Source organism: Luteimonas composti (assembly GCF_042678665.1).
GTDB classification, from domain to species: Bacteria; Pseudomonadota; Gammaproteobacteria; order Xanthomonadales; family Xanthomonadaceae; genus Luteimonas; species Luteimonas composti.
Genome location: NZ_JBHTKU010000002.1, coordinates 610,543 through 633,994, shown reverse-complemented (window position 1 = coordinate 633,994; position 23,452 = coordinate 610,543). Strand labels below are relative to the sequence as shown.

Annotated in this window: 21 protein-coding genes; 10 read left to right on the top strand and 11 right to left on the bottom strand. The window is 70.9% G+C overall.

Annotation, left to right across the window (positions count from 1 at the left end; translation table 11 throughout):
* Positions 1–8: 8 nt before the first annotated feature.
* Genes ACFQ2D_RS07570 through mnhG form a run of 3 tightly spaced genes read left to right on the top strand, consistent with a single transcriptional unit; the run spans position 9 to position 1,176 of the window.
* The gene (locus ACFQ2D_RS07570; RefSeq protein WP_280943226.1) at positions 9–497 is read left to right on the top strand and encodes a Na+/H+ antiporter subunit E; all 489 of its coding nucleotides are present in this window, start codon (positions 9–11) and stop codon (positions 495–497) included.
* Positions 494–772, top strand: a complete 279-nt coding sequence (locus tag ACFQ2D_RS07565; RefSeq protein ID WP_280943225.1) for a K+/H+ antiporter subunit F — start codon at positions 494–496, stop codon at positions 770–772. The genes ACFQ2D_RS07570 and ACFQ2D_RS07565 overlap by 4 nt, the downstream gene beginning before the upstream one ends.
* Entirely contained in the window at positions 769–1,176 is a 408-nt protein-coding gene (mnhG, locus tag ACFQ2D_RS07560; protein WP_280943224.1) for a monovalent cation/H(+) antiporter subunit G, read from the top strand. Before ACFQ2D_RS07565 ends, mnhG begins: the two co-directional genes overlap by 4 nt.
* Here the strand turns inward: mnhG and ACFQ2D_RS07555 are convergent.
* The 4 genes from ACFQ2D_RS07555 to hppD all read right to left on the bottom strand — a co-directional run bounded on the left by ACFQ2D_RS07555 (position 1,173) and on the right by hppD (position 5,469).
* Positions 1,173–2,117 carry a sodium:calcium antiporter gene (locus ACFQ2D_RS07555; RefSeq protein WP_280943223.1) on the bottom strand — a complete coding sequence of 315 codons (945 nt, stop codon included), beginning with the start codon at positions 2,115–2,117 and terminating at the stop codon, positions 1,173–1,175. The two genes, mnhG and ACFQ2D_RS07555, sit on opposite strands and share 4 nt — an antisense overlap.
* A 53-nt stretch (positions 2,118–2,170) precedes the next feature.
* Positions 2,171–2,833 carry a hypothetical protein gene (locus tag ACFQ2D_RS07550; RefSeq protein ID WP_280943222.1) on the bottom strand — a complete coding sequence of 221 codons (663 nt, stop codon included), beginning with the start codon at positions 2,831–2,833 and terminating at the stop codon, positions 2,171–2,173.
* Between the two features lie 97 nt (positions 2,834–2,930).
* Positions 2,931–4,223 (bottom strand): homogentisate 1,2-dioxygenase, encoded by a 1,293-nt coding sequence (hmgA, locus tag ACFQ2D_RS07545; RefSeq protein ID WP_386795610.1) that lies wholly within the window; start codon positions 4,221–4,223, stop codon positions 2,931–2,933.
* A 130-nt stretch (positions 4,224–4,353) separates the two neighbouring features.
* Positions 4,354–5,469: a 4-hydroxyphenylpyruvate dioxygenase gene (gene hppD / locus ACFQ2D_RS07540; protein ID WP_280943220.1), complete on the bottom strand. Its 1,116-nt coding sequence runs from the start codon at positions 5,467–5,469 to the stop codon at positions 4,354–4,356.
* Between the two features lie 96 nt (positions 5,470–5,565).
* Between hppD and ACFQ2D_RS07535 the strand changes: the two genes are divergently transcribed.
* Positions 5,566–6,045 carry a MarR family winged helix-turn-helix transcriptional regulator gene (locus tag ACFQ2D_RS07535; protein ID WP_280943219.1) on the top strand — a complete coding sequence of 160 codons (480 nt, stop codon included), beginning with the start codon at positions 5,566–5,568 and terminating at the stop codon, positions 6,043–6,045.
* A gap of 52 nt (positions 6,046–6,097) precedes the next feature.
* Here the strand turns inward: ACFQ2D_RS07535 and ACFQ2D_RS07530 are convergent, their stop codons facing one another.
* The 5 genes from ACFQ2D_RS07530 to ACFQ2D_RS07510 all read right to left on the bottom strand — a co-directional run bounded on the left by ACFQ2D_RS07530 (position 6,098) and on the right by ACFQ2D_RS07510 (position 12,420).
* A complete protein-coding gene (locus ACFQ2D_RS07530; RefSeq protein WP_280943218.1) occupies positions 6,098–7,435 on the bottom strand; it encodes an MFS transporter in 1,338 nt (445 codons plus the stop codon).
* An 88-nt stretch (positions 7,436–7,523) separates the two neighbouring features.
* Positions 7,524–9,020, bottom strand: coding sequence for a peptide MFS transporter (locus ACFQ2D_RS07525; RefSeq protein WP_280943389.1), 1,497 nt, complete (start codon positions 9,018–9,020; stop codon positions 7,524–7,526).
* Positions 9,021–9,244: 224 nt separating this feature from the next.
* Positions 9,245–10,822: an AbgT family transporter gene (locus tag ACFQ2D_RS07520; RefSeq protein WP_280943217.1), complete on the bottom strand. Its 1,578-nt coding sequence runs from the start codon at positions 10,820–10,822 to the stop codon at positions 9,245–9,247.
* 74 nt (positions 10,823–10,896) lie between these two features.
* The gene (locus ACFQ2D_RS07515) at positions 10,897–11,550 is read right to left on the bottom strand and encodes an energy-coupling factor ABC transporter permease (RefSeq protein WP_280943216.1); all 654 of its coding nucleotides are present in this window, start codon (positions 11,548–11,550) and stop codon (positions 10,897–10,899) included.
* A 9-nt stretch (positions 11,551–11,559) separates the two neighbouring features.
* A complete protein-coding gene (locus tag ACFQ2D_RS07510) occupies positions 11,560–12,420 on the bottom strand; it encodes a tryptophan 2,3-dioxygenase (RefSeq protein ID WP_280943388.1) in 861 nt (286 codons plus the stop codon).
* A gap of 127 nt (positions 12,421–12,547) precedes the next feature.
* Here ACFQ2D_RS07510 and ACFQ2D_RS07505 point away from each other — a divergent pair, with 127 nt between their 5' ends.
* The 6 genes from ACFQ2D_RS07505 (at position 12,548) to ACFQ2D_RS07480 (ending at position 20,784) form a co-directional block, all read left to right on the top strand.
* Complete coding sequence (locus ACFQ2D_RS07505) at positions 12,548–16,120, top strand: pre-peptidase C-terminal domain-containing protein (RefSeq protein ID WP_280943214.1); 3,573 nt, start codon at positions 12,548–12,550, stop codon at positions 16,118–16,120.
* 137 nt (positions 16,121–16,257) lie between these two features.
* Positions 16,258–17,337 carry a pyruvate dehydrogenase (acetyl-transferring) E1 component subunit alpha gene (pdhA, locus tag ACFQ2D_RS07500; RefSeq protein ID WP_280943213.1) on the top strand — a complete coding sequence of 360 codons (1,080 nt, stop codon included), beginning with the start codon at positions 16,258–16,260 and terminating at the stop codon, positions 17,335–17,337.
* Entirely contained in the window at positions 17,334–18,359 is a 1,026-nt protein-coding gene (locus ACFQ2D_RS07495; RefSeq protein WP_280943212.1) for an alpha-ketoacid dehydrogenase subunit beta, read from the top strand. The genes pdhA and ACFQ2D_RS07495 overlap by 4 nt, the downstream gene beginning before the upstream one ends.
* A 103-nt stretch (positions 18,360–18,462) precedes the next feature.
* Positions 18,463–19,947: a dihydrolipoamide acetyltransferase family protein gene (locus ACFQ2D_RS07490; RefSeq protein ID WP_280943211.1), complete on the top strand. Its 1,485-nt coding sequence runs from the start codon at positions 18,463–18,465 to the stop codon at positions 19,945–19,947.
* 37 nt (positions 19,948–19,984) lie between these two features.
* Positions 19,985–20,404 carry a VOC family protein gene (locus ACFQ2D_RS07485; RefSeq protein WP_280943210.1) on the top strand — a complete coding sequence of 140 codons (420 nt, stop codon included), beginning with the start codon at positions 19,985–19,987 and terminating at the stop codon, positions 20,402–20,404.
* Positions 20,401–20,784: a VOC family protein gene (locus ACFQ2D_RS07480; RefSeq protein ID WP_280943209.1), complete on the top strand. Its 384-nt coding sequence runs from the start codon at positions 20,401–20,403 to the stop codon at positions 20,782–20,784. Before ACFQ2D_RS07485 ends, ACFQ2D_RS07480 begins: the two co-directional genes overlap by 4 nt.
* On the opposite strand, the gene ACFQ2D_RS07475 is transcribed toward ACFQ2D_RS07480, so the two are convergent.
* Positions 20,781–22,445: a M28 family metallopeptidase gene (locus ACFQ2D_RS07475; RefSeq protein WP_280943208.1), complete on the bottom strand. Its 1,665-nt coding sequence runs from the start codon at positions 22,443–22,445 to the stop codon at positions 20,781–20,783. The genes ACFQ2D_RS07480 and ACFQ2D_RS07475 overlap by 4 nt on opposite strands.
* 59 nt (positions 22,446–22,504) lie before the next feature.
* Entirely contained in the window at positions 22,505–23,443 is a 939-nt protein-coding gene (locus tag ACFQ2D_RS07470; protein ID WP_280943207.1) for an MBL fold metallo-hydrolase, read from the bottom strand.
* Positions 23,444–23,452 lie beyond the last annotated feature (9 nt).

Sequence of the window (23,452 nt, the reverse complement as noted above, 5' to 3'; positions counted from 1 at the left end):
AACCGGACATGATCGCCCGCATCTTCCCCTCGGTGCCGCAGAGCATCACGGTCTTCGTCTTCTGGCTGCTGATGGCCGAGGACGCCAGCCCGGGCACCCTGGTGCTGGCCGCATTCCTGGCCTGGCTGATGCCGCAGATCGCCGCGCGGCTGGAACGCGAGTTCGCGCGCATCGGCGAGGCGCGGATCCTGCTGCCCTTGGGCGCCAAGCTGCTGTGGGACGTGGTGGTGGCGAACATCACCGTCGCCCGCCAGGTGCTGGGTCCGGAAGACCGGCTGAAGCCGGGCTTCATCTGGATCCCGCTGGAGCTGACCAACATCCACGGCATCTCGGCCCTGACCAGCGTCATCACCCTCACGCCGGGCACGCTCACGGCCGAGCTGTCGGCCGACCGCAGTCACCTGCTGGTGCACTGCCTGCACGTGGAGGATCCGGAGCAGATGATTCGCGAGATCAAGCAACGCTACGAGGCGCCGCTGCGCCGGGTGTTCCCATGATCGACCTGATGAACCTGGTCATCAGCGGCGCGATGGTGGTGGTCGGCTGCGCCATGCTGCTGGCGCTGTGGCGGCTGGTGCGCGGGCCGACCGCCCCCGACCGCATCCTCGCGCTCGACACCCTGTACGTGGCCACCATCGCCGAGGTGGTGCTGCTGGGCATGCTCGACGAGACCGAAGTCTATTTCGAGATCGCGCTGATCATCGCCATGCTCGGCTTCTTCGGCACCGTGGTGCTGAGCAAGTACGTCATCCGCCGGGACATCGTCGAATGAGGCTCGCGGTCGACATCGCCACCCTGTTCCTGCTGGTGGTGGGCTGCTTCTTCGTGTTCCTGGGCAGCTTCGCCCTGGTCAAGCTGTCGAGCTTCTTCCACCGCATCCACGGCCCGACCAAGGCCAGCACCCTGGGCGTAGGCTGCATCCTGGCCGCCTCGGTGCTGCACCGTGCGATCCACGGCACCGGCCTGCATCCGCGGGAACTGCTGATCACCGTGTTCCTGTTCCTGACCGCGCCGGTCGCCGCGCACCTGATGTCGCGCGCGGCGCTGTCGCTGATGGACCGGCGGCCCGAGGCGCCGTGCAGCGGTACCGAACCGGAAGGCCACATCCGCGACGACGCCGACGAGCGCGCCGAGCAGCAGGCGCGCGAGCGCGCCGAAGGCCGCGACGACGGCTAGGCCAGCGCCAGCTCCAGCCCGGCCCAGCCCAGGAACGCCAGCAGCAGCACCGCGCCCTCGGCGCGGCTGACCTGCAGCCCGCCGCGCAGCATCGGCAGCAGCAGGGCGGCGAACACCAGCGCCGCCGGCAGCTCCAGCCGCAGGAACGAGGCCGGCACCGGCACGTCGCGCACCAGCGCCATGCCGCCCACGACCAGCATCAGGTTGACCAGGCTGGCGCCGATGACGTGGCCGGCGACGAGATCGCCCTGCCCGCGCCGGGCCGCCGCGATGGCGGCCGCGACCTCCGGCAGTGCCGTGCCGATCGCCACCGGCAGCAGGCCCACCAGGAGCGAGTCCATGCCCAGCGCCGGGCGCAGGTCGAGCGCGCCCTGCACCACCCAGCGCGCGCCGAACCACAGCAGCGCCACCGCCACCGCCAGCCGCGCCAGGTCGAGCGGCGCCGGCAGGCGGCTTTCGGCGAAGCCGGCGAATTCACCGCGCAGTTCGGGCTGGCGGCGGCCGAAGATCCAGGCGAAGACCAGCACCGCGACGAAGGCCAGCACGAGCACCGCACCGTCGAGTCGCGTGAGCCGGCCGTCCTGTGCCAGCAGGATGGTGGCCAGGGTGCCGACCACCAGGCACACCAGCAGCGAGGGCAGCGCCTTCCAGCGGATCAGCAGCGGCGCGCACAGCGCCGCGGCGCCGAGCGTCAGCCCGAGGTTGGCGATATTGCTGCCCACCGCGTTGCCCAGCGCCAGCGCGTGGTCGCCGACCGCCATCGCGCGCAGGTTGACCGCCAGTTCCGGCAGCGAGGTGGCGAAGGCCACCAGCACCAGGCCGGTGGTGAAGGGCGAGATGCCCGTCCGCCGCGCGAGGCCCGACGCGGCCTTGACCAGCGAGTCGCCGCCCAGGGCGAGCAGGACGATCCCTGCCGAGAAGTAGAACAGCGCACCGGTCATCGTCACGCCCCAGCCCGGGAAATCCCCGGATTATGCCGCAGCCGCGTGCGCGGTCAGGAACAGCCTTCCACGTAGTCCACCTGCGGCGGCAGGCCCACGCGCCATTCGTCCACGCGGCCGCTGCCGTCGAGCTCGAGCACCAGCACGCCGGGCGCGCCGTCGGGCGCGGTCACGCGCAGCACCCGCCCGTCGGGATCGTACTTGTGCGGCTGCTCCTCGATGCGACCGTCGTACAGCGCGCGCACTTGGCCGACGTCCATGCCCACGCGCGCGCCGCCGGGTGCGGCAACGTCGGCATCGCGCACGTCGATGCGCACGAAGCGGTCGCCCTCGATCATGAAGGCGGTGCGGTAGCCCCCCGGCCCCAGCGGCTGCGGGATCAGGTAATGGCAGCCACCGGGCTCCGACGGCTGCGCATCGCCGAGGTCGCCACCCCAGGCCTGGCGGACTGCTTCGGCGCTGGCGCCGAATGCGGCCGGGCCGAAGCCTGCGAAGCCGATCGTGCCGTCGGCGGGACGGTCGACCCGCAGCGAGCCGGTTGCCTGGCCGTCGCCCTGCACGGGCGCGGAGGCCGCGTCGCGGTTACTAGACGGCGGCGCCTGCGCCGCGGGCGGCGCCACATCCGCTGCGTCGGCGTCGGTGCCGTCGCGCGGCGCTCCGCAGGCGCACAGTGCGGTCGCGAGAACGGCCAGGAGGGCGGGCTGCAGCAGGTGCATGGCGGATTCCGGACATGGGACAGGCGCCGAGCCTGCCACGGCGTCCGTTAGCGCGATGCCGACATCGGCCTGGGTCCGCACGCTGCCGGCGGTCGCCTCAGGCGGGCGGAGTGAAGTGCTTCTGCAGCCCGGCCCAGCAGGCCTGGTAGTCGCGCTGGCGATGCGCGGCCTCGGCCGCCTGCCGGCTCGGCTTGAGCACCGAGCGCGTCTCGAACATGAAGGCCATGGTGTCGACGATCACGTCCGGCTTCGACAGGTCGGCGGCCGAGGCCTTCTCGAACGTCGCCGCATCCGGGCCGTGCCCGGTCATGCAGTTGTGCAGCGAGCAGCCGCCGGGCGCGAAGCCGTCGGCCTTGGCGTCGTATACGCCGTGGACCAGGCCCATGAACTCGCTGGCCACGTTGCGGTGGAACCACGGCGGGCGGAAGGTGTCCTGCTGCACCAGCCAGCGCGGCGGGAAGATCGCCAGGTCCATGTTGCCCACCCCCGGCGTATCGGTCGGCGAGGTCAGCACCAGGAAAATACTCGGGTCGGGATGGTCGAAGCTGATCGAACCGATCGTGTTGAAACGCCGCAGGTCGTACTTGTAGGGCGCGTAGTTGCCGTGCCAGGCCACCACGTCCAGCGGCGAATGGCCGATGGGCGCGTGCCAGAGATGGCCGTTGAACTTGGCGATCAGCTCGAAGCCGCCTTCCAGGTCCTCGTATGCGGCCACCGGCGAGAGGAAATCGCGCGGGTTGGCCAGGCCGTTGGAGCCGATCGGCCCCAGGTCGGGCAGGCGCAGCAACGCGCCGAAGTTCTCGCAGACGTAGCCGCGCGAAGGGCCGTCGGGCAGTTCGACGCGGAAGCGCACGCCGCGCGGCACCACCGCGATCTCCTGCGGTTCCACCGCCAGCAGACCGAGCTCGGTGGCGATGCGCAGGCGGCCCTGCTGCGGCACGATCAGCAGCTCGCCGTCGGCGCTGTAGAAGTAGCGCCCGCGCATCGAGGTGTTGGCCGCGTACAGGTGGATGCCCACGCCCGCATGCGCATCGCTGCCGCCGTTGCCGGCGACGGTGTACATGCCTTCGACGAAGTCGGTGGGCGCCTCCGGCAGCGGCAGCGGGTTCCAGCGCATCTGGTCGGGCGACACCGGCGCCTCGCCGAAGCGGTCGTGGAAGCGCGGCTGAGCGAAGGGCTCGAAGCGCCCGTGCATCGCCGCCGGGCGGATGCGGTACAGCCAGCTGCGGCGGTTTTCGCTGCGCGGCGCGGTGAACGCGGTGCCGGTCAGTTGCTCGGCATAGAGCCCGTGCGCCACCTTCTGCGGCGAATTGCGTCCGACCGGCAGGGTGCCGGGGATCGCCTCGGTGGCGAACTCGTTGCCGAAGCCCGACAGGTATCCGTCCACGATGGTCTCCCGGAAAAGGACTGGTGTCGCCGGCCCGGCGCGGTCGTCCACCGCGCCTGCCCCGCCATGATTGTCGCCTTGCGCGTGCGTTCGCGGCCAGCCGCCAAGACGATGCGTGGCGGCCGGTGCGCGGTCAGAGCACGCCGCGCTTCATCTGGTCGCGTTCGATGCTCTCGAACAGGGCCTGGAAGTTGCCCTCGCCGAAGCCCTCGTTGCCCTTGCGCTGGATGATCTCGAAGAAGATCGGGCCGAGCGCGTTCTGGGTGAAGATCTGCAGCAGCTTGCGCTGCTTGGTCTCCGGGTCGGCGTCGATCAGGATGCGGTTGCGGCGCAGGCGGTCGACGTCCTCGCCGTGGTCGGGGATGCGCTGGTCGATCACGTCGAAGTAGGTGTCGGGCGTGTCGAGGAACTCGATCCCCGCCTCGCGCATCTTCTCCACCGTCGCGTAGATGTCGTCGGTGAAGCAGGCGATGTGCTGGATGCCCTCGCCATGGTACGTGTCCAGGTACTCGTTGATCTGGCTCTTCGGGTCGCTCGACTCGTTGAGGGGGATGCGCACCATGCCGTCCGGCGCGGTCATCGCCTTGGACAGCAGGCCGGTCTTGGCGCCCTTGATGTCGAAGTAGCGGATCTCGCGGAAGTTGAACAGGCGCTCGTAGTAGTCCGACCACTTGGCCATGTTCCCCTGGTAGAGGTTGTGGGTCAGGTGGTCGATGAAGGTCAGGCCGAAGCCGCGCGGCATCAGCTCGGCGCCCGGCAGGATCTCGTAGTCCGGGTCGTGGATGGTGCCGTGCGCGTCGTAGCGGTCGACCAGGTACAGCATGCAGCCGCCGATGCCCTTGATCACCGGCGCGGCGACAGCCTTGGTGAGTTCGTCGGCCGGGTCGAATTCCTCGGCGCCGTTCTTCAGCGCCTGCACGCGCACCCATTCGGCCAGCTTGCTGAAGCGGATCGCGAAGCCGCAGGCGCTGGGCCCGTGCTGGGCGGCGAAGCGCGCGGCGAACGAGTCCGGATCCTCGTTGATCAGGAAGGTGCAGTCGCCCTGGCGGTAGGTGGTGATCGGGCGCCTGCGATGGCGCGCCACCTCGACGAAGCCCAGCTTGCGGAAGTAGTCGTGCAGGTGGCCCGCCTGCCCGGCGGGGGCGGCATACTCGACGAACTCGAACCCGTCGATTCCCATCGGGTTCTCGAACGTGGTCACCTGCATACCGGCCTGGGCCGGGGTTGCGGTTTGTGACTGCGCTGTCATTGTGATAATCCTCTCGCGGGGGGAGGGCACAGGGCCTGTGGGTCGGTCGCCCATCTTACAGTTTCAGGCGCAACCAACAGCAAGGTGCAGTGCATCATGTCCGACCAGCCCGTCTCACAGGAACATGCGAACCTCGATCTAGAGCGGTTCCTGCCCTACCGGCTCAGCGTGCTGTCCAACCGGGTCAGCAACGCCATCTCCAGCGAATACCACCGCCGCTTCGGCCTGGCGATCACCGAATGGCGGGTGATGGCGGTCCTGGGCCGTTTCCCCGGACTGTCGGCGCGCGAGGTCACCGAGCGCACCGCGATGGACAAGGTGGCCGTCAGCCGCGCGGTCGCACGCCTGCTCGAGCGCGAACTGGTGCGCCGCGAGATCCACGGCGACGACCGCCGCCGTTCGGTGCTGACCCTGTCCGAGGCCGGCTATTCGGTCTACGACGAAGTCGCGCCGATGACCCTGACCTGCGAGCGCCACCTGCTCGAACCGTTGTCCGAGGACGAGCGCGCCACCCTGTCGCGGCTGATCGACAAGCTGGCCGGCGACGGCATGGACGCGATGCTCCGTCACATCTGAGCGGAGCCTGCGGCAGGCCCCACCGGCCTGCCGCGATCCCGGTCGTTCCGCCCTACTCCGGCTTGCTGCCCGAGCGGTACTCCAGGCCGTGCGCGCCGGGCCCGGACTCGGCCCGCCACAGCAGCCACGAAAACAGCAGTCCCAGCGCCGCCAGCACGGTGTAGAACCACATGCCCGGCGCGTAACCGGCGGGATTCTCCGGACCCGCGGCAAACGCGGTGTTGAACCGCCCCACCGCCAGCGGCACCAGGGCCACGCCGATCTGCTGGCACAGGGTCATCATCGAATAGGCCGCGCCCAGCCGGCTCTCGCGCACGATGTAGGCCACCGCGGGCCACATCACCGCCGGGATCAGCGAGAACACGCCGCCCAGCAGCAGCATCACCAGCAGCAGGGTCAGCGGCACCTGGGCGCCGCCGGCGAACGGCAGCGCGATGTCCGGCCCCGGCGGCGCATAGGTCACCAGCAGGAACAGCGGCAGCATCACCAGCGAGCCCACCGCCATGAACAGCGAGCGCCGCCCCACCCGGTCCACCCACAGCCCGAACAGCGGCGTGACCACGATCGCCGCCACCGGCAGCAGGCTGCTGAGCATGCCGGCCGTCTCACGCGCCAGGCCGTGCGCCTGCTGGAAATAGTCGATCGCGAACGCGCGGAACGGGAACACCGTGGCGTAGAACACCACGCACAGGCCGACGATGTACCAGTACGAAGCGCTGAAGGCGTACATGCCCTTCAGCTCCAGCCTGTCGGTGGCATCGGCCTGGCCGAGGTTCACGCGCCCTTCCAGCCGCGACTCGGTCATCCAGTACAGCATCGCCGCGGTCACGCCGACCGCGGCCACGCCGGTGGCCAGCCACAGCGGGTCCTGCCAGTTGGCGTACAGCGGGCTGGCGAACGAGGTCGACCAGTCGGCCGAGGCCGAGCCCAGGCGCGCGATCGACAGGTTGATGCCGAAGGCGAACGACAGCTCCTTGCCCTTGAACCACTTGGCCAGCACCGCGGTCGCGGCCACGATCAGCGGCTCGGCGCCGATGCCCAGCAGGAAGCGCCCGGCCAGCATCGTCTCGAAGCGCGCGGTCGAGGCCATCAGCGCCGCCGCCGCCAGGCAGATCGCCGCGAACAGCGTGATCGCGCGCTTGGTACCCCAGCGGTCGATCACGTATCCGCCGATCAGCAGCACCACCACCGCGGCGACGCTGTAGGCGCTGAAGATCATGCTGATCTGGTCGTAGGTGAAGCCCTCCTGCTCGCGCAGCAGGTCCACCACCGGCCCGAAGGCGTCGTAGACGTAGTAATTGCCGAACATCGCCACGCTGACCAGGACCAGGGCCAGCCAGCGTTGTGCGGGCGACGGGCGCGGCAGCGCGCGGGAAACGGAGTCGGTCATCGGGACAGGCTCGGGGAAGGCGCGCGGCCGGCCCGGTCGGGCACGGCCGCTGCAGGGAAGGCCCGCGCGCGCGGCGCGGGCCGCGGCATCACTTCACGCCGTGCATCAGGCGCTGGATCAGCGGCGCGATCAGGAACAGCACCACGCCCGCGCCCAGCAGCGCCCAGAAGCCGAAGGTGTAGCCGGCGTGCGCGGATTCGACGGTCATGCCGCCCTCGCCGCTGACGCTGGAGGCGAAGATGCCCGACAGATTGTTGCCGATCGCGATCGACAGGAACCAGCCGCCCATCGCCAGGCCGGTGAGCTTGGCCGGGGCCAGCTTGGTGGTCATCGACAGGCCGATCGGCGACAGGCACAGCTCGCCCACCGACTGGATGACGTAGACCATGAACAGGGTCCAGAACGGGATCTTGAGCGAGGCAGGATCCACCAGGCTCGACAGCGCGAACATCAGCAGCAGGAACGCCAGGCCGTTGAAGATCAGGCCCAGGCCGAACTTGCGCGGGATCGACGGATTGGCGCTGCCCATCTTCACCCACAGCCAGGCGATGACCGGGGCCAGGGTGATGATCGCGATCGAGTTGACCGACTGGAACCAGCCCACCGGGAAGATCCAGCCGCCGAAATCGCGGTTGACGATGTTCTGCGCCAGGAAGTTGAACGAGCTGCCGGCCTGCTCGAAGAACATCCAGAACAGCACGTTGAAGCCGAAGATGATCAGCATCGCGATCACCATGTCGCGCTGCCTGGAGCCCTCGCGGATGCCCTCGACCAGCAGCATGATCGCCGGCACGATGAACAGCGCGAGCAGGATCCAGTTCAGCAGTCCGGCATCGATGGTCAGCAGGAAGTAAATCAGCGGGATCGCCACCACCGCGCCCGCGGCCACCATCAGCACGCGGCCGAGTCCGGGCGCATCGGCCGGCGCCGCGCCGATGCCCTTGAGCTGGGCGCGGCCGAACCAGAACCACACCAGGCTCAGCACCATGCCGATGCCGGCGGCGATGAACACGACCTTGTAGGCCGGCATGTCCGGGTTGCCGCCGAACATGCGCTCGGCCAGCCAGCCGGTCAGGATGGGCGCGATGAAGGCGCCCATGTTGATGCCCATGTAGAAGATGGTGAACCCGGAATCGCGGCGCGCGTCGCCGGTGGCGTAGAGCTTGCCGACCAGGGTCGAAATGATCGGCTTGAACAGGCCATTGCCGACGATCACCGTGGCCAGGCCGACCTTCAGCCAGGGCTCGCTGGGCACCATGATCATGAACAGGCCCGCGGCCATGAACACCGCGCCGAGCAGGATCGCGCGCTGGTAGCCGATCAGCTTGTCGGCCACGTAGCCGCCGAAGATGGCCGCCGCGTACACCAGCGCCAGGTAGGCGCCGTAGAGCTCGCTGGCCGGCGCCTCGCCGGCGGCGTCGCCGCCATAGAACTGGGCGACGATGTACAGCGCCAGCGCCCAGCGCATGCCGTAGAACGCGAAGCGCTCCCAGAACTCGGTCATGAACAGCATCCACAGCGGACGCGGGTGCCCCATCACCTGGGCGAACTCGGGGATGCCCGTGCCGGAACGCGGCTGCTCCATGCCCGGACCTGCGGGCTCGACGCGGTTGGAATTCATGCGGTGGGACTCCCCCGGATTGACTGGATGGATCGTTGCCCGCCCGCAGCCGCCGGCGCCGCGGCGCCTACGGCCACGCGCAGGCGGGTCGTTTCAGGCGCAACGTTAGCCGCTGGCGGCCCCCTTTGGGAACCCGCGGGAGCCTCGGGCCCCGGTCAGGCGCAGCCCGGCCGGGGCCGGACCCGGCCTCAGCCGGCCGGGTAGTCGTAGCTGGCGCCGATGCCCAGGGGAATGCCCAGCGCCCAGAAGCCCAGCAGGAATCCGCTCCAGACCACGAGCAGGGTGATGGAATACGGCAGCATCAGCGCCAGCAGCGTGCCGATGCCGCTGGACTTCACATAGCGCTGGCAGAACACCACGATCAGGGGGAAATACGGCAGCAGCGGGGTGATGATGTTGGTGCTCGAGTCGCCCACGCGATAGGCCGCCTGGGTCAGGTCGGGCGAGATGCCCAGCTGCATCAGCATCGGCACCATGATCGCGCCGATCAGCGCCCACTTCGCCGACGCCGACCCCACCAGCAGGTTGACCAGTCCCGACAGCAGCACGATGCCCACCAGGGTCACGCCAGTCGGCATGCCCAGCGCCTGCAGTGCGTTGGCTCCCTTGATCGCCAGCAGCGCGCCGAGATTGCTCTGCCCGAAGGCATAGATGAACTGCGCTGCGAAGAAGGCCATGACGATGTAGTACCCCATCCCGCTCATCGCCTTGCTCATCCCCTGGATGATGTCGCGATGGCTCTTCACGGAGCCCGCGGCATAGCCGTAGACCACGCCGGGCACCAGGAACAGGATGAAGATCAGCGGAACGATCGACTGCATCAGCGGCGCGGTTGCCACCAGCAGTTCGCCGGCGCCAGCCGGCGCTCCGGCCGGGGCACGCCACGCCGAACCCGGGGGGAGTGCAGTCAGCACGAGCAGCGTCGAGAGGACCAGCATGGAAGCCACCGCCAGCAGCAGTCCCCGGCGCTCGTTCGGCTGCAACGCTTCCATGGCCGGCATGTCCGCCGCGTCCCCGTCCACCGCGGTGCCGCGCAACCGCGGCTCGATCACGCGGTCGGTCAGGAACCAGCCGACCAGGATGATCAGGCCGGCCGATGCGGTGGTGAACACGTAGTTGTTGAGCGGATTGACCACCACGCCCGGATCGATCAGGCGTGCCGCCTCCTGGGTCAATCCGGACAGCAGCGGATCGAGGCTCGACGGAATGAAGGTGGCCGAGAAGCCGCCGGACACGCCGGCGAATGCGGCCGCGATGCCGGCCAGCGGATGGCGCCCCGCGGCATAGAAGATCACCGCACCGAGCGGGATCACCAGCACGTAGCCGGCATCCACCGCGACGTGGCTGAAGATGCCGACCGCGATCAGCATCGGCGTCAGCAGCATCCGCGGCGTGACGGACAGGATGGCGCGCAGCGCGGCGTTGATGAATCCGGTGTGCTCGGCCACCCCGAGGCCCAGCATCGCCACCAGCACCACGCCCAGCGGAGCGAAGTTGACGAAGGTGCGCACCATGTCGGCCATGAACATGGTGAAGCTCATGCCGGCCAGCAGGTTGCGGATCTGGATCGGGTCGCCGCTGCGCGGATCGAGCTCGCTGAAGCTGACGTTGGCCAGCAGCGCCGACACGCCCCAGACCGCCAGCATGAGCAGCAGGAACAGCACCGCCGGGTCGGGCAGGCGGTTGCCGACCCGTTCGACGGCGTCGAGGAACCGGGTCACGACGCTGCGTGTTCCGCTGGCGGGCGCGCTGCCTGGCTGGTTCATGCGATGGGGTCCCTGTCTGGATGGCTGCGGCGCATCCTAGTGCATTTCCGGCAGGCCGACCCGCCGCGGGCCCGCTACATGCGCCGTTCCGGCCACAGGTACGCGCGGTCGTCGAAGCTGCGGCACCAGTGCGGGCGATAGACCACCACCAGCGCCATCACCGTGCCGGCGAAGAAGGCCTCGGCGAACATCAGCATCGGCGTGGCCACGAGATACGCGGCCAGGGCCCGACCGCCCAGCAGCGCGGTCACCGCCGCCTTGGCCAGCATCGAGGCCGCCATGGCCAGGGCACCGGCGGCGAAGGCATTGAGCATGATGTAGGTGAACACGTTGCGCGGCAGCCAGGTTCGCGCCGCCCACGACACCAGCGCGGTCACCGCCACCGGCAACGCGCCGGTGGCGAGGAAATCCATCGCCCAGCCCTGCCAAGCCGCGCCCAGCAGCAGGCCGGCCAGGCTGACCAGGGCCATCGCCCAGCAGGCGGTGCTGGCGCCGAACATCAGCGTAGCGATGGTCGCGCCGAGGAAGTGCAGCATCACGCCCTGCAGCGCGGCGGTGTTGAACCAGCGCATCGCCGCCAGCGCCAGCGTGGCCAGCACCAGCACCCGCCGCCCTTCCTCGTCCAGGCTGGCGGCGTGGTGCCGCAGCGACGGCAGCGCGCGCGCCAGCACCAGCGTCGCCACCAGCCACGCCGGCCACAGCGTCCAGCCCGGCAGCGTGGCGTCCATGCTCCGCGCTCAGCGCCCCGGCCCGATGCTGGTGCGCACGTCGAACAGCTCGGGGAAGAAGGTCAGCTCCAGCGCCTGCTTCAGGAATCCCACGCCCGAGGAGCCGCCGGTGCCGCGCTTGAAGCCGATGATGCGCATCACCGTACGCATGTGGCGGAAGCGCCACAGCTGGAACTGCGTCTCCAGGTCCACCAGGTCCTCGCTCAGCGCGTACTCGCGCCAGTAGCGGCCGGTGTCCTCGTAGATCGCCTCGAACACCGGCAGCAGCGCCTCGTCGCGCACGTGCGGTCGCGCCCAGTCGCGCTGCAGGTGCTGGTGCGGCACCGCATGCCCCCAGCGCGCCAGGTACATCAGGAATTCGTCGTACAGGCCCGGCGCCTCCAGTGCCTCGCGCAGCCGCGCCTGGCCGGCCGGGTCGTGCGCGAACACCTTGAGCATCGAGGCGTTCTTGTTGCCCAGCAGGAACTCCACCATCCGGTACTGCAGCGACTGGAAGCCCGACGACGGCCCCAGCACGTCGCGGAACTCCATGTATTCCGAAGGCGTGAGCGTCTCCAGCACCGACCACTGCTCGGTCAGCTGGCGCAGCACCTGCTTGCAGCGTGCGATCACCTTCTGGCACTGCCAGACCTGGTCGCGGCGCAGGAAGCCGATCGCCGCGCCCAGCTCGTGGATGATCAGCTTCAGCCACAACTCCGAGACCTGGTGCTGGACGATGAACAGCATTTCGTCGTGGTGGGCCGGGTCGCTCAGCGGCTGCTGCGCGTCGAGCAGGCGGTCCAGGCGCAGGTATCCGCCGTAGGTGATCCTGCCGTCGAGGTCGGTGTGGATGCCGTCCTCCAGCGGGCGTTCGTTCTTGTCGATGGCCATCGGGCGAGGGTAACGCATCGCCGCTGCGGGGCGTCATGCAGCCGACACCGGGACGGTGCACAATCGGCGCCAGCCAGGGGGGCCGGCCACCCGTTCCGCGAGGGACGGACATCGAGGGAGTGAGTCCGTGGTCAATCGACTGCTTGCCCGGCTGTTGCCGGCGCTGGTCCTGTGCGGCGTGCTGTGCGCCCCTTCCCTGCACGCCCAGGTCGTGGTCAGCCAGGTCTATGGCGGCGGCGGCAACAGCGGTGCGCCCTACAACGCCGACTACGTCGAGCTGTTCAACCGCGGCAGCGAGGCCGTGCCGCTGGGCGGACTGTCCGTGCAGTACGCCAGCGCCACCGGCACCGGCAACCTCGGCGCCGGCAGCAGCCAGATCGTGGTCCTGCCCGCGGTCACGCTCGAGCCCGGGCGCTACTTCCTCGTCGGCATGGCCGGCGGCGCCAACGGCGCGCCCCTGCCCGCGCCCGATGCCGGCGGCACCATCAACATGTCCGGTAGCGCGGGCAAGGTCGCCCTCGTGGCGTCGACGTCGACGCTGGGCTGCAACGGCGGCAGCACGCCGTGCACGCCCGAGCAGCTGGCGCTGATCGTCGACCTGGTCGGCTTCGGCAACGCCAACTTCTTCGAAGGTGGCGGCGCCGCGCCCACGCTCAACAACGCCAGCGCGGCGTTCCGCGCCGACGGCGGCTGCACCGACAGCAACAGCAATGCCACCGACTTCGCGAGCGCCGCGCCCGCGCCGCGCAACGGCGCCACGCCGCCCGCGCCCTGCGGGGGCGGGGGCACGCCGTTCGCCAGCATCTCCGACACCAGCGCCGCGGAGGGCGACACCGGCACCACGCCGTTCTTCTTCACCATCAGCCTCAGCCAGCCGGCCGGGGAAGGCGGCGCCAGCATCGACTGGGCCACCGCCGACGGGGCCGCCACCGTCGCGGACGGGGACTACCAGGCCGCCTCCGGCACCGCCACGATCGCCGAGGGCGAGACCTCGGTGACGATCGGCGTCGCGGTCGCGGGCGACACCGCCAACGAACCGGACGAGAGCTTCAGCGTCGAGCTGTCCAACGCGGTCGGCGCCGAACTGGCCGACGCCCAGGGCATCGGCACCATCCTCAACGACGACGTCAGCACGGTCGCCATCTTCGCGATCCAGGGCAGCGGCCAGTTCTCGCCGTACAACGGCATGGCAGTCGCCACCACCGGCATCGTGACCGGCCGCAAGAACAACGGCTTCTTCCTGCAGAGCGCGCCGGGCGAGGACGACGGCGATCCGGCAACCTCGGAAGGCGTGTTCGTGTTCACCTCGACAACGCCGCCGGAATCCGCTGCCGTCGGCAACCGCGTGCTGGTGCAGGGCACGGTCGACGAGTACATCCCCGCGGCCGACCCGCACCAGCTGCCCCTGACCGAGCTCGTCGGCGCCAGCGTGGTGGCGCTGTCGGCAGGCAACGCCCTGCCGGCGCCCGTGGCCCTGACCCTGGACCTGCCCGCCGCCAACGGCGGACTCGACCAGCTCGAACACCTCGAGGGCATGCGCGTGATGGTGCCCAGCGCCACCGTGGTCGCGCCCACCGGCGGCAATGTCAACGAAACCCAGGCCACGGCGACCAGCAATGGCCGCTTCGCCGTGGTCGTCACCGGCACGCCGCGGCCGTTCCGCGAACCCGGCATCCCGGTGCCCAACCCAGACCCGCTCGGCAGTTCGGCCACCGACATCCCGCGCTGGGATTTCAATCCCGAACTGGTCGCGGTCAACAGCACCACCATTGGCGCGCCCCCCGCCGAGGTCGCCGCCGGCTGCCTGGTGATTGGCGGTTCGCTGGTCGGCCCGCTCGACTACACCTTCCGCCGCTACACGATCTATCCCGAAGGCGCGCTGGAGGTGGACTGCAGCGACGCCGGCCTGCCGCGTCCCGCGCCGCTCCCTGCGCCGGACGAGGCCAGCTTTGCCACCTGGAACCTCGAGCGCTTCTTCGACGCCGTCAACGATCCGGCCATCGGCGAGCCGGTCCTCACCGCCGCCGCGTTCGAGCGGCGCCTGGCCAAGGCCTCGCTGGCGATCCGCAACTACCTGCACGCGCCGGACGTGCTCGGCGTGACCGAGGTCGAGAACCTGTCCACGCTGCAGGCGCTGGCTGCGCGCATCAACGCCGACGCCGTCGCCGCCGGCGATCCGGACCCCGGCTACGACGCGCACCTGCTGGAAGGCAACGACGTCGGCGGCATCGATGTCGGCTTCCTGGTCAAGGGCGCGGAGGTAACCGCCGGCACGCCCCGCGTGGAGGTGCTGGACGTGGTCCAGCACGGCGCGACCGAGACGCTGCAAAACCCGGACGGGAGCAGCAGCCTGCTCAACGACCGCCCGCCGCTCTCGCTCGACGGCATCGTGCGCTTCGCCGACGGACGCAGCTGGCCATTCACCGCGGTCGTGGTGCACCAGCGCTCGCTCAACGACGTCGACAGCGACGAGGCGGGCAGCAGCGGCTGGCTCACCCTCGGCCAGCGCGTACGCGCCAAGCGGCAGGCCCAGGCCGATTCGCTGGCCGCGCTGGTGCAGGGCATGCAGGCGGCCGATCCGGCGCGCCGGATCATGGTGATGGGCGATTTCAACGCCTTCGAGTTCAACGACGGGCTGGTCGACGCGCTGGGCACGGTCACCGGCCTGCCCGCGCCCGACCCGACCACCGCGGTGGACGGCGACGGCAACGACCTGGTCGAGCCGGACCTGTACAACCTGACGCTGCTGGCCGATCCGGACCAGCGCTACTCGTTCGTGTTCGACTACCAGGCGCAGACGCTCGACCACGTGCTGGTGAATGCCGCGCTGGTGGACGCGCCCGACGTCGCCGGGCTCGAACTCGCGCACGCACGCATCGCGGCCGACTTCCCGGAAACCGCGCGCAACGACGACGCCTCGCCGGCGCGCCTGACCGACCACGACCCCACCCTGCTGCGGGTACGGCTGGCGGCGCTGCGCTTTGCCGACCTCGCACTCCAAGTCGAGGCGTTGGCGCCGACGGTCGATGCCGGCGCGGTGGCCGAATTCTCGGCCGTGCTCGCCAACGCAGGCCCGGACGCGGCGGAGTTCCCCGGGGTCGGCTTCGCCTTCGATGCCGCCCTGCCCGACCTTGCCGTGTCCGCGCCCGCGGGCTGGACCTGCGACGCGCCCGCCCTCGCCGGCGACAGCACCACCGTGGCCTGCAGCGCGCCGACGCTGGCGTCGCAGGACGAGGCGGTGTTCGCCCTGGCCGCCGCCGCGCCGGCGGCGCGGACCGGCGAAGCGCTGGCTGTCGCGGCCGCAGCCACGGCGCAGACCGAGGATCCGGATCCGGCCAACAACGACGCCGAGGCCGCCGTGCTGGTCGAGGACCCGCTGGCCGGCGTGCCGGAGCTGGTCAACGGCGCGGCCGTCGGCGGCCTGTCGGGCGCGGCAGGGGACGCGCGGGTGTACCGGATCGAGGTGCCTGCCGGCGCGCGCAACCTGCGCGTGCTCAGCTACGGCGGCAGCGGCGACGTCGCCCTGCTGATGGCGAACGGGCGGATCCCGACCGGCGACGACTTCGACGCCCGCTCGCAGCGCCCGGGCAACAACGAGACCATCGCGATCGCCGTGCCCGCGCCGGGCACCTGGTTCATCCGGGTGGAAGGCGTGCGTGCGTTCGCGAACGTCTCGCTGAGGGCCACGTTCAGCCCGTGAACCCCGCTCCCGGGCGCCGCCACCCGGCGGTGCCCGGGCCGCGGGCCGCGTGCGGCCGCGCATTGCCGCAATGCGCAACGGTTTCCTACGAAAGCACCTTTATCATCCCGTGTCCGACTGTTGACCGGATGGATTGAATGACCGTTGCCGCACGCTTCGAGATCGAGTACCTGCAATACCTCGACCCGGACGGACAGCTGGTCGCCGAACTGCCGCAGGACCTGCCTTCGAAGGATGAGCTGCTGGCGCTGTTCCGGCAGATGCTGTTCCTGCGCACCTTCGACGGCAAGGCCGTGGCGCTGCAGCGCACCGGCAAGCTGGGCACCTACGCACCCTGCCTGGGCCACGAGGCCACCCAGGTGGGGATCGGCGCGGCGATGCGCCCCGAGGACGTGCTGGCGCCGAGCTATCGCGAATACGGCGCGCAGATCATGCGCGGCGTGCAGCTGCGCGAGATCCTGCTGTACTGGGGCGGCGACGAGCGCGGCAACGACTACGCCAACGAGCCGGCGCGCCACGATTTCCCGTGGTGCGTGCCGATCGCCACGCAGTGCCTACACGCGGCCGGCGCCGCGCTGGCGTTCAAGCTGCGCGGCGAGAAGCGCGTGGCGGTGACCTGCTGCGGCGACGGCGGCAGCTCCAAGACCGATACCTACGCGGCGATCAACTCGGCCGGCGCCTACGCGCTGCCCTTCGTCCAGTGCATCATCAATAACGGCTGGGCGATCTCGGTCCCGCGCAGCGCCCAGACCGGCGCGGAGACGCTGGCGCAGAAGGGCCTGGCCGGCGGCCTGTACTGCCTGCAGGTGGACGGCAACGACCTGTTCGCCGTGCTCGAGGGCATGCGCCGGGTGATGGAGCGCGCGCGCAATGGCGAAGGCGGCAGCGTGATCGAGTTCCTCACCTACCGCCTGCACGACCACACCACCGCCGACGATGCGCGCCGCTACCGCGACGAGGCCGAGGTCAGGGACGCGTGGACGCGCGACCCGATGACCCGCCTGCGCAAGTGGCTCACCGCCCAGGGGCTGTGGGACGAGGCGCAGGAGAAGGACTGGATCGCCGAGTGCACGCAGCGCGTGGACGTGGAGATCAACGCCTACCTCGAAACGAAGACGCAGCCGCCCGAAGCCATGTTCGATTACCTGTACGCCGACCCGCCGCCCGACATCCTGGCGCAGCGCGCGCGGCTGCTGGCGCTGGAGGGACGGGCATGAAGGCCGAAGCCAGCCCCGTGATGACCGACGCCGCCGCCAATGCCAAGCCCATCACCCTGATCGAGGCGGTGACCCAGGCCCTGGCCTGGGAGATGCGCCACGACGACTCGGTGGTGGTGCTGGGCGAGGACGTGGGCGTGAACGGCGGCGTGTTCCGCGCCACCGCCGGGCTGCAGGCGCAGTTCGGCCCGGAGCGCGTGCTCGACACGCCGCTGGACGAGACCACCATCGCCGGCCTCACCGTCGGCATGGCGGCGATGGGCATGAAGCCGGTGGCCGAGGCGCAGTTCGACGGTTTCGTGTATCCGATGCTCGACCACGTCATCTGCCACGCCGCGCGCTTCCGCTACCGCACGCGCGGCCGGCTCACCTGCCCGATGGTGCTGCGCGTGCCCTGGGGCGGCGGCATCCGCGCGCCCGAGCACCACAGCGAGGCCAACGAAGCGCTGTTCACCAACGTCCCCGGCCTGCGCGTGGTGCTGCCGTCCTCGCCGGCGCGCGCCTACGGCATGCTGCTGGCGGCGATCCGCGAGCCGGACCCGGTGATCTACTTCGAACCCAAGCGCATCTACCGCCAGTACAAGGAGCTGGTCCCCGACGACGGCGAGGCGCTGCCGCTGGACGTGTGCTACGTGCTGCGCGACGGCAGCGACGTCACCCTGGTGACCTGGGGCGCGCAGGTGAAGGAGGCGCTGGAAGCGGCCGAGCAACTGGCCGCCGAAGGCATCAGCGCCGAGGTCATCGACGTGGCTACGCTCAAGCCGCTGGATTTCGCGACCATCGCCGAATCGGTGGCCAAGACGGGGCGTTGCGTGATCGTGCACGAGGCGCCGCGCACCGCGGGCTTCGGCGCCGAGATCGCGGCGCGGCTGGCGGAGGAGTCGATGTTCGACCTGGTCGCGCCGGTCGAGCGCGTTACCGGCTACGACACCCACATGCCGCTGTTCCGGCTGGAGATGAAGTACATGCCGGCAACCGCGCGCGTGGTCGAGGCGGCGAAGCGGACGCTGGCACACTCCTGAGTCGCGCCGGCCGACGGCGCACTCGCGGTCTGATGGGGCGGCGCGGTTGGCGCCGCCATCCACGTTGCACGGCGGGCCACGGCCCGCCCACAGGAAAGCGCACATGGGCGACAAGAAGGTATTCCAGCTCCCCGATCTCGGCGAAGGCCTGCCCGACGCCACCATCGTCGAGTGGTACGTGAAGGAAGGCGACACCATCCGCCTGGACGACAACCTGGTCTCGATGGAGACCGCCAAGGCGGTGGTCGACGTGCCTTCGCCCGTCTCGGGCAAGGTGCTGCGGCTGGCCGGCGGCGCCGGGGACGTGATCGTCACCGGCGCGATGCTGGCCGAGTTCGAGATCGATCCCTCGCAGCCGCAGCGCGCCGAAGGCCAGGACACCGGGCACCACCACGGCGCGCCGGCGGCCAGGGGCGTGGGCGCGGAAGATCCCGCCTCCGACGCGCGCGTGGTGGCTTCCAGCGATGGCGGCGCGATCCGCGACGACGGCGTGCCGCCGCCGGAGGACAAGTCCGAACCGGGTGGCGAACGCGCCGACAGCGGGACTGTCGTCGGCGCGATGCAAGCCTCCGACGCCGTGCTCAGCGAAGGGGCCGTGTCGGTGGGTGGGGTGAAGGCCATGCCGGCGGTGCGCGCGATGGCGCGCAAGCTGCAGGTCGACCTGTCGCGCGTGCGCGGCAGCGGGCCGGACGGCGTGGTGACGATGGCGGACGTGAAGCAGGCGGCGGCGGGTGGTTCCGCGGCGGCGGCGGGCCCCCATCCCAACCCTCCCCCGCCTGCGGGGGAGGGAGCCGGCCAGGCACGCCCACAGGCTTCTCCCCCTCTCCCGCCGGCGGGGGAGGGCCGGGGTGGCGGCCCTGCGGCAGCCGCGCAACGCGAAGCCGCAGAGCGCACGGCCATGTCGGCCTCGGGCCGCCCCATGCGCACCCGGCCGCCGTCGGTCTCCGCCAGCGGCCAGCCCGAGCAGCTCAAGGGCGTGCGCCGCAACATGGCCCGGGTCATGGCGGACGCCCACGCCAAGGTGGTCCCCACCACCCTGGTCGACGACGCCGACATCCACGCCTGGCAACCGGGCAACGACGTCACGGTGCGCCTGGTCCGCGCGATCTGCGCCGCGGCCCGCGCCGTGCCCGCGCTCAACGCCTGGTTCGACGGCGACAGGCTGGTGCGCACCCTGCATCCGCACGTCGACATCGGCATCGCGGTCGACACCGACGACGGCCTGTTCGTGCCCGCGCTGCGCAACGCCGACCTGCTCGACGCCGAGGGCGTGCGCGGCGGCATCAACCGCCTGCGCGGGCAGGTGGCCGACCGCAGCATCCCGGCCTCCGAGCTGTCGGGCTACACCATCTCGCTGTCGAACTTCGGCATGTTCGCCGGCCGCTACGCCACGCCGGTCGTGGTGCCGCCGTGCGTGGCGATCGTCGGCGCCGGCCGCGGCCGCCACCAGATCACGCCGGTGATCGGCGGCTTCGAGTCGCACCGGGTGATCCCGCTGTCGCTCACCTTCGACCATCGCGCCTGCACCGGCGGCGAGGCGGCACGCTTCCTCAAGGCCATGCTCGACGATCTCGCGCTGCCGGGCTGAGGCATCGGCACCACTGCCTCGCGCGACAGGAGGATCCATGCACCGCAGCCGCCTTGCCGGGTTCATGATCGACTGTCGCGAAGGCAGGCTGGAAGACGCCGCCGCGTTCTGGAGCAGTGCGCTCGACCTGCCGATCGTCGACCCCGACGAAGGGGGCGGCGGCCGCTATGCGGTGCTGGGCGCGGGCCCGGGTGGCCTGCACGTGGAAGTGCAGATGGTCGAGCACCCGCCGCGCGTGCACCTGGACATCGAAGCCGACGACATCGACGCCGAGGCCGCGCGGCTGGAAGCGCTGGGCGCGCGTCGCATCGAATGCGTACGCGGGCGCTGGTGGGTCATGGAGGCGCCCACCGGCCACCGCTTCTGCGTGGTGCCCCTGCGCGATCCCGAGCGTCGCGCCACGCCCACCACCTGGCATTGCCCGCCTCCGCCGCCCCCACCGGAGCCATCCGCATGAGCCACCACAGCCGCCTGAGCACCTTCGTGCTGGACTGCAACGCCGACGAACTCGCGCCGCACGTCGAGTTCTGGAGCCGAGCGCTGGGCAAGCCGGTCGACGTCCTCGACGAAGACGGAGACGGCAGGTACGCCCGGCTGCACACCGAAGAGGACGAGCCGGTCCTGCTGCTGCAGAAGGTCTCGCACCCGCCGCGCATCCACTTGGACATCGAGACCGACGACGTCGAGGCCGAGGTCGAGCGCCTGGTCGCGCTGGGCGCGCGCCGGATCGAGCAGGTCCACACCTGGGTGGTGATGGAAGCGCCCAGTGGCCACCGCTTCTGCGTGGTGCGCCAGCAGCGCAAGCCGTTCGGCCCGCACCTCAACCGCTGGGACTAGGGCCGCTTCGGCGCCGCCCCGGTCCGCGCGGCGTCGCTGCGCGCACGCACCTGCCCGAACTCCGAGTCCGCGTCCCACGTCGGCCAGTGCGTGCCGTCGGCGATCTCGCGGCCGAGCGCGTACAGCAGGTCGACGTCCTGCGCCTGGCCGCTCGCGTCCCAGTCCGGCGACCAGCGGTCGCAGGGACGGTGGTAGCAGTCGGCGAAATAGCGCTCGCGCAGGGCCTGGCCGCTGGCGACGCCGCCGTCGATGCGGTCCAGGCCGGCGCCGACGGTGACCGCCGGCACGCCCGCGCGCGCAAACGCGAAGTGGTCGGCGCGGTAGAAGAAGCCCGACTCCAGGTTGGGATCGGGCGAATAGGCGCGGCCGTTGGCCTCGGCCACGCGCCGCAGGTCGCGCTCCAGCGAGACGCGACCCCTGCCCCAGGCGGCGATATCGCGGGTCGGACCATCCGGGCTCAGCATCTCGATGTTCAGTACCGCGGCGGTGGTCTCGAGCGGCGCCAGCGGATTGGCCACGTAGTAGCTCGCCCCCTGGAGGCCCTTTTCCTCGGCGGTGAGCGCGACGAACATCAGGCTGCGCCGCGTGCGCGGCGCCTGCGCATGCATCCGCGCCAGCTCCAGCACCGCGGCCACGCCGGTGGCGTTGTCGATCGCGCCGTGGCGGACCGGATCCCCGCTCGAATCGGGCTCGCCGAGGCCGTAGGCGTCCCAGTGCGCCGAATAGATCACCGTCTCGTCCGGCGCACCCTCGCCATCGAGCCGGCCGATCACGTTGCGCGTGACCACCTCGTCGCGCACCACGTCGAACGACGCCGACAGCCGCGCGTCGCCCAGCGCCACCGGCGTGAAGTCGCGGGTCTGCGCACGCGACTTTTCGCGCTCGAAGTCGAGCCCGGCGGCGGCGAACAGCGATTCGGCCAGGCCGCGCTGCATCCAGCCGCGCAGCAGGGTGTGGTAGCTGGCCGCGTCCTCGCGCGGGATGTCGAACAGCGGCGAGAGTCCCGAACTGCGCACCGTGCCCCAGCCGTAGGCCGCCGGTGCGGTCTCGTGCACGATCAGCGCGCCGGTCGCGCCGCGGCGCGCGAGTTCCTCGTACTTGTAGGTCCAGCGGCCGTGGTAGGTCACCGCGCGGCCGTCGAAGGCGCCGGGTTCCTCGGTCTCGAAGTCCGGGTCGTTGACCAGCACCACCGCGATCCTGCCGGCCAGGTCCACGTCCTTGTAATCGTCCCAGCCGCGCTCGGGCGCGCTGATGCCGTAGCCGACGAAGACCAGCGGTGCCTGCTCCACCTCGACGCGATCCACCGGGCTCAGCGACTGCAGCGTGAGGTCGTCGCCGTTGACCAGCTCGCGCTCGGCCCCGGCGACGTGCAGGACCGCGCGCACCGGGCCATTCACCTGCGCGCGCACCAGCGGCACCGGCTGGATCCAGCCGCCATCCTCGCCGCCCGGCGCCACGCCCGCCTTGCGGAACTCCTCGACCAGGTACTCGACCGTGCGCTCTTCGCCCGGCGTTGCCGGCGCGCGGCCCTCGAAGGCATCCGAGGCCAGCACCTCGACGTGGCGCAGCAGCGCCTCGGCGCTGGCGGCCGGTGTCGCGGCCAGCGCGGGCAGCGCGGCGAGGGACAACGCAAAGGCGAGCACGCAATGCAGTGGCTTCATGCTGACGTCGCTCCGGACAAGAACCTGCCGCCAGTCTAGGCGAGCGGTGGCACGGACGCTCAGGCCTGGCGGGCAAGCCGGTCCAGCCACGCGCACAGGCCCTGCGCGTTGATCTCGATGTCGCCGCCCAGCACGGCATCCACGCGCGTCTCGGCGTCGTCCACGCCGTGCGCGATGGCGCGCTCGATGAACAGCGCGCGCATGCGCCCGGCGATGCGCGCATGGCGATCGGGCTGGCCGGCCGCGTCGCGCGCGATCTCCGCCAGCCGGTCGACCAGTTCCACCAGCGACTCGCCCAGGCGTGCGCAGTCCTCGACCACGGCGTAGTGGGCGATGCGGATGGCGGCCGGATCCTCGGCCACCAGGCGCCGGATCGAAGCCTTCATCTGCCCGGGATCGAACTGCACCGGCGAGGTGGTCGGCACGGCGAAAGCGCCATTGCCGTTGTCGAATTCCCGATAGGACAGGCCGAAGGCGTCGCCGGCGAACCAGCTGCGCGAGGCGGCGTCCCACACGCTGTAGTGATGCAAGGCGTGGCCCGGCGTGTCGGCGCAGCGCAGCGGCCGCCCGGCCAGATCCACAACGTGGCCATCGTCGGCCACCACCACGCGCTCGGCCTCCACCGGCAGCATGCCGGCATGGTCGCGCGCGAACATCGCCTCGCCGTACACCGCGCGTGCGCTGGCGATCAGCTTCGATGGATCGATCATGTGCTGCGCGCCGCGCGGATGCACCACCAGCCTGGCATTGGGCAACGCGCGCATCAGCGGCCCCGCGCCGCCGGCATGGTCCAGGTGCACGTGGGTGACCAGCAGCCAGTCCACCGCCTCCCGCGCCACGCCGGCCGCGTCGATGGCCTCGAGCACGCGCCCGGCGCAGGTCGCGGTACCGCAATCGACCAGGGCGGCGCGGCCGCCGTCGCCGTGCACCAGCCAGGCCGCACACAGTCCCGGCCGGATGTAGCCGGTGTCGATCAGGGTGATGCCATGCCGGTCCATCGCGGCCTG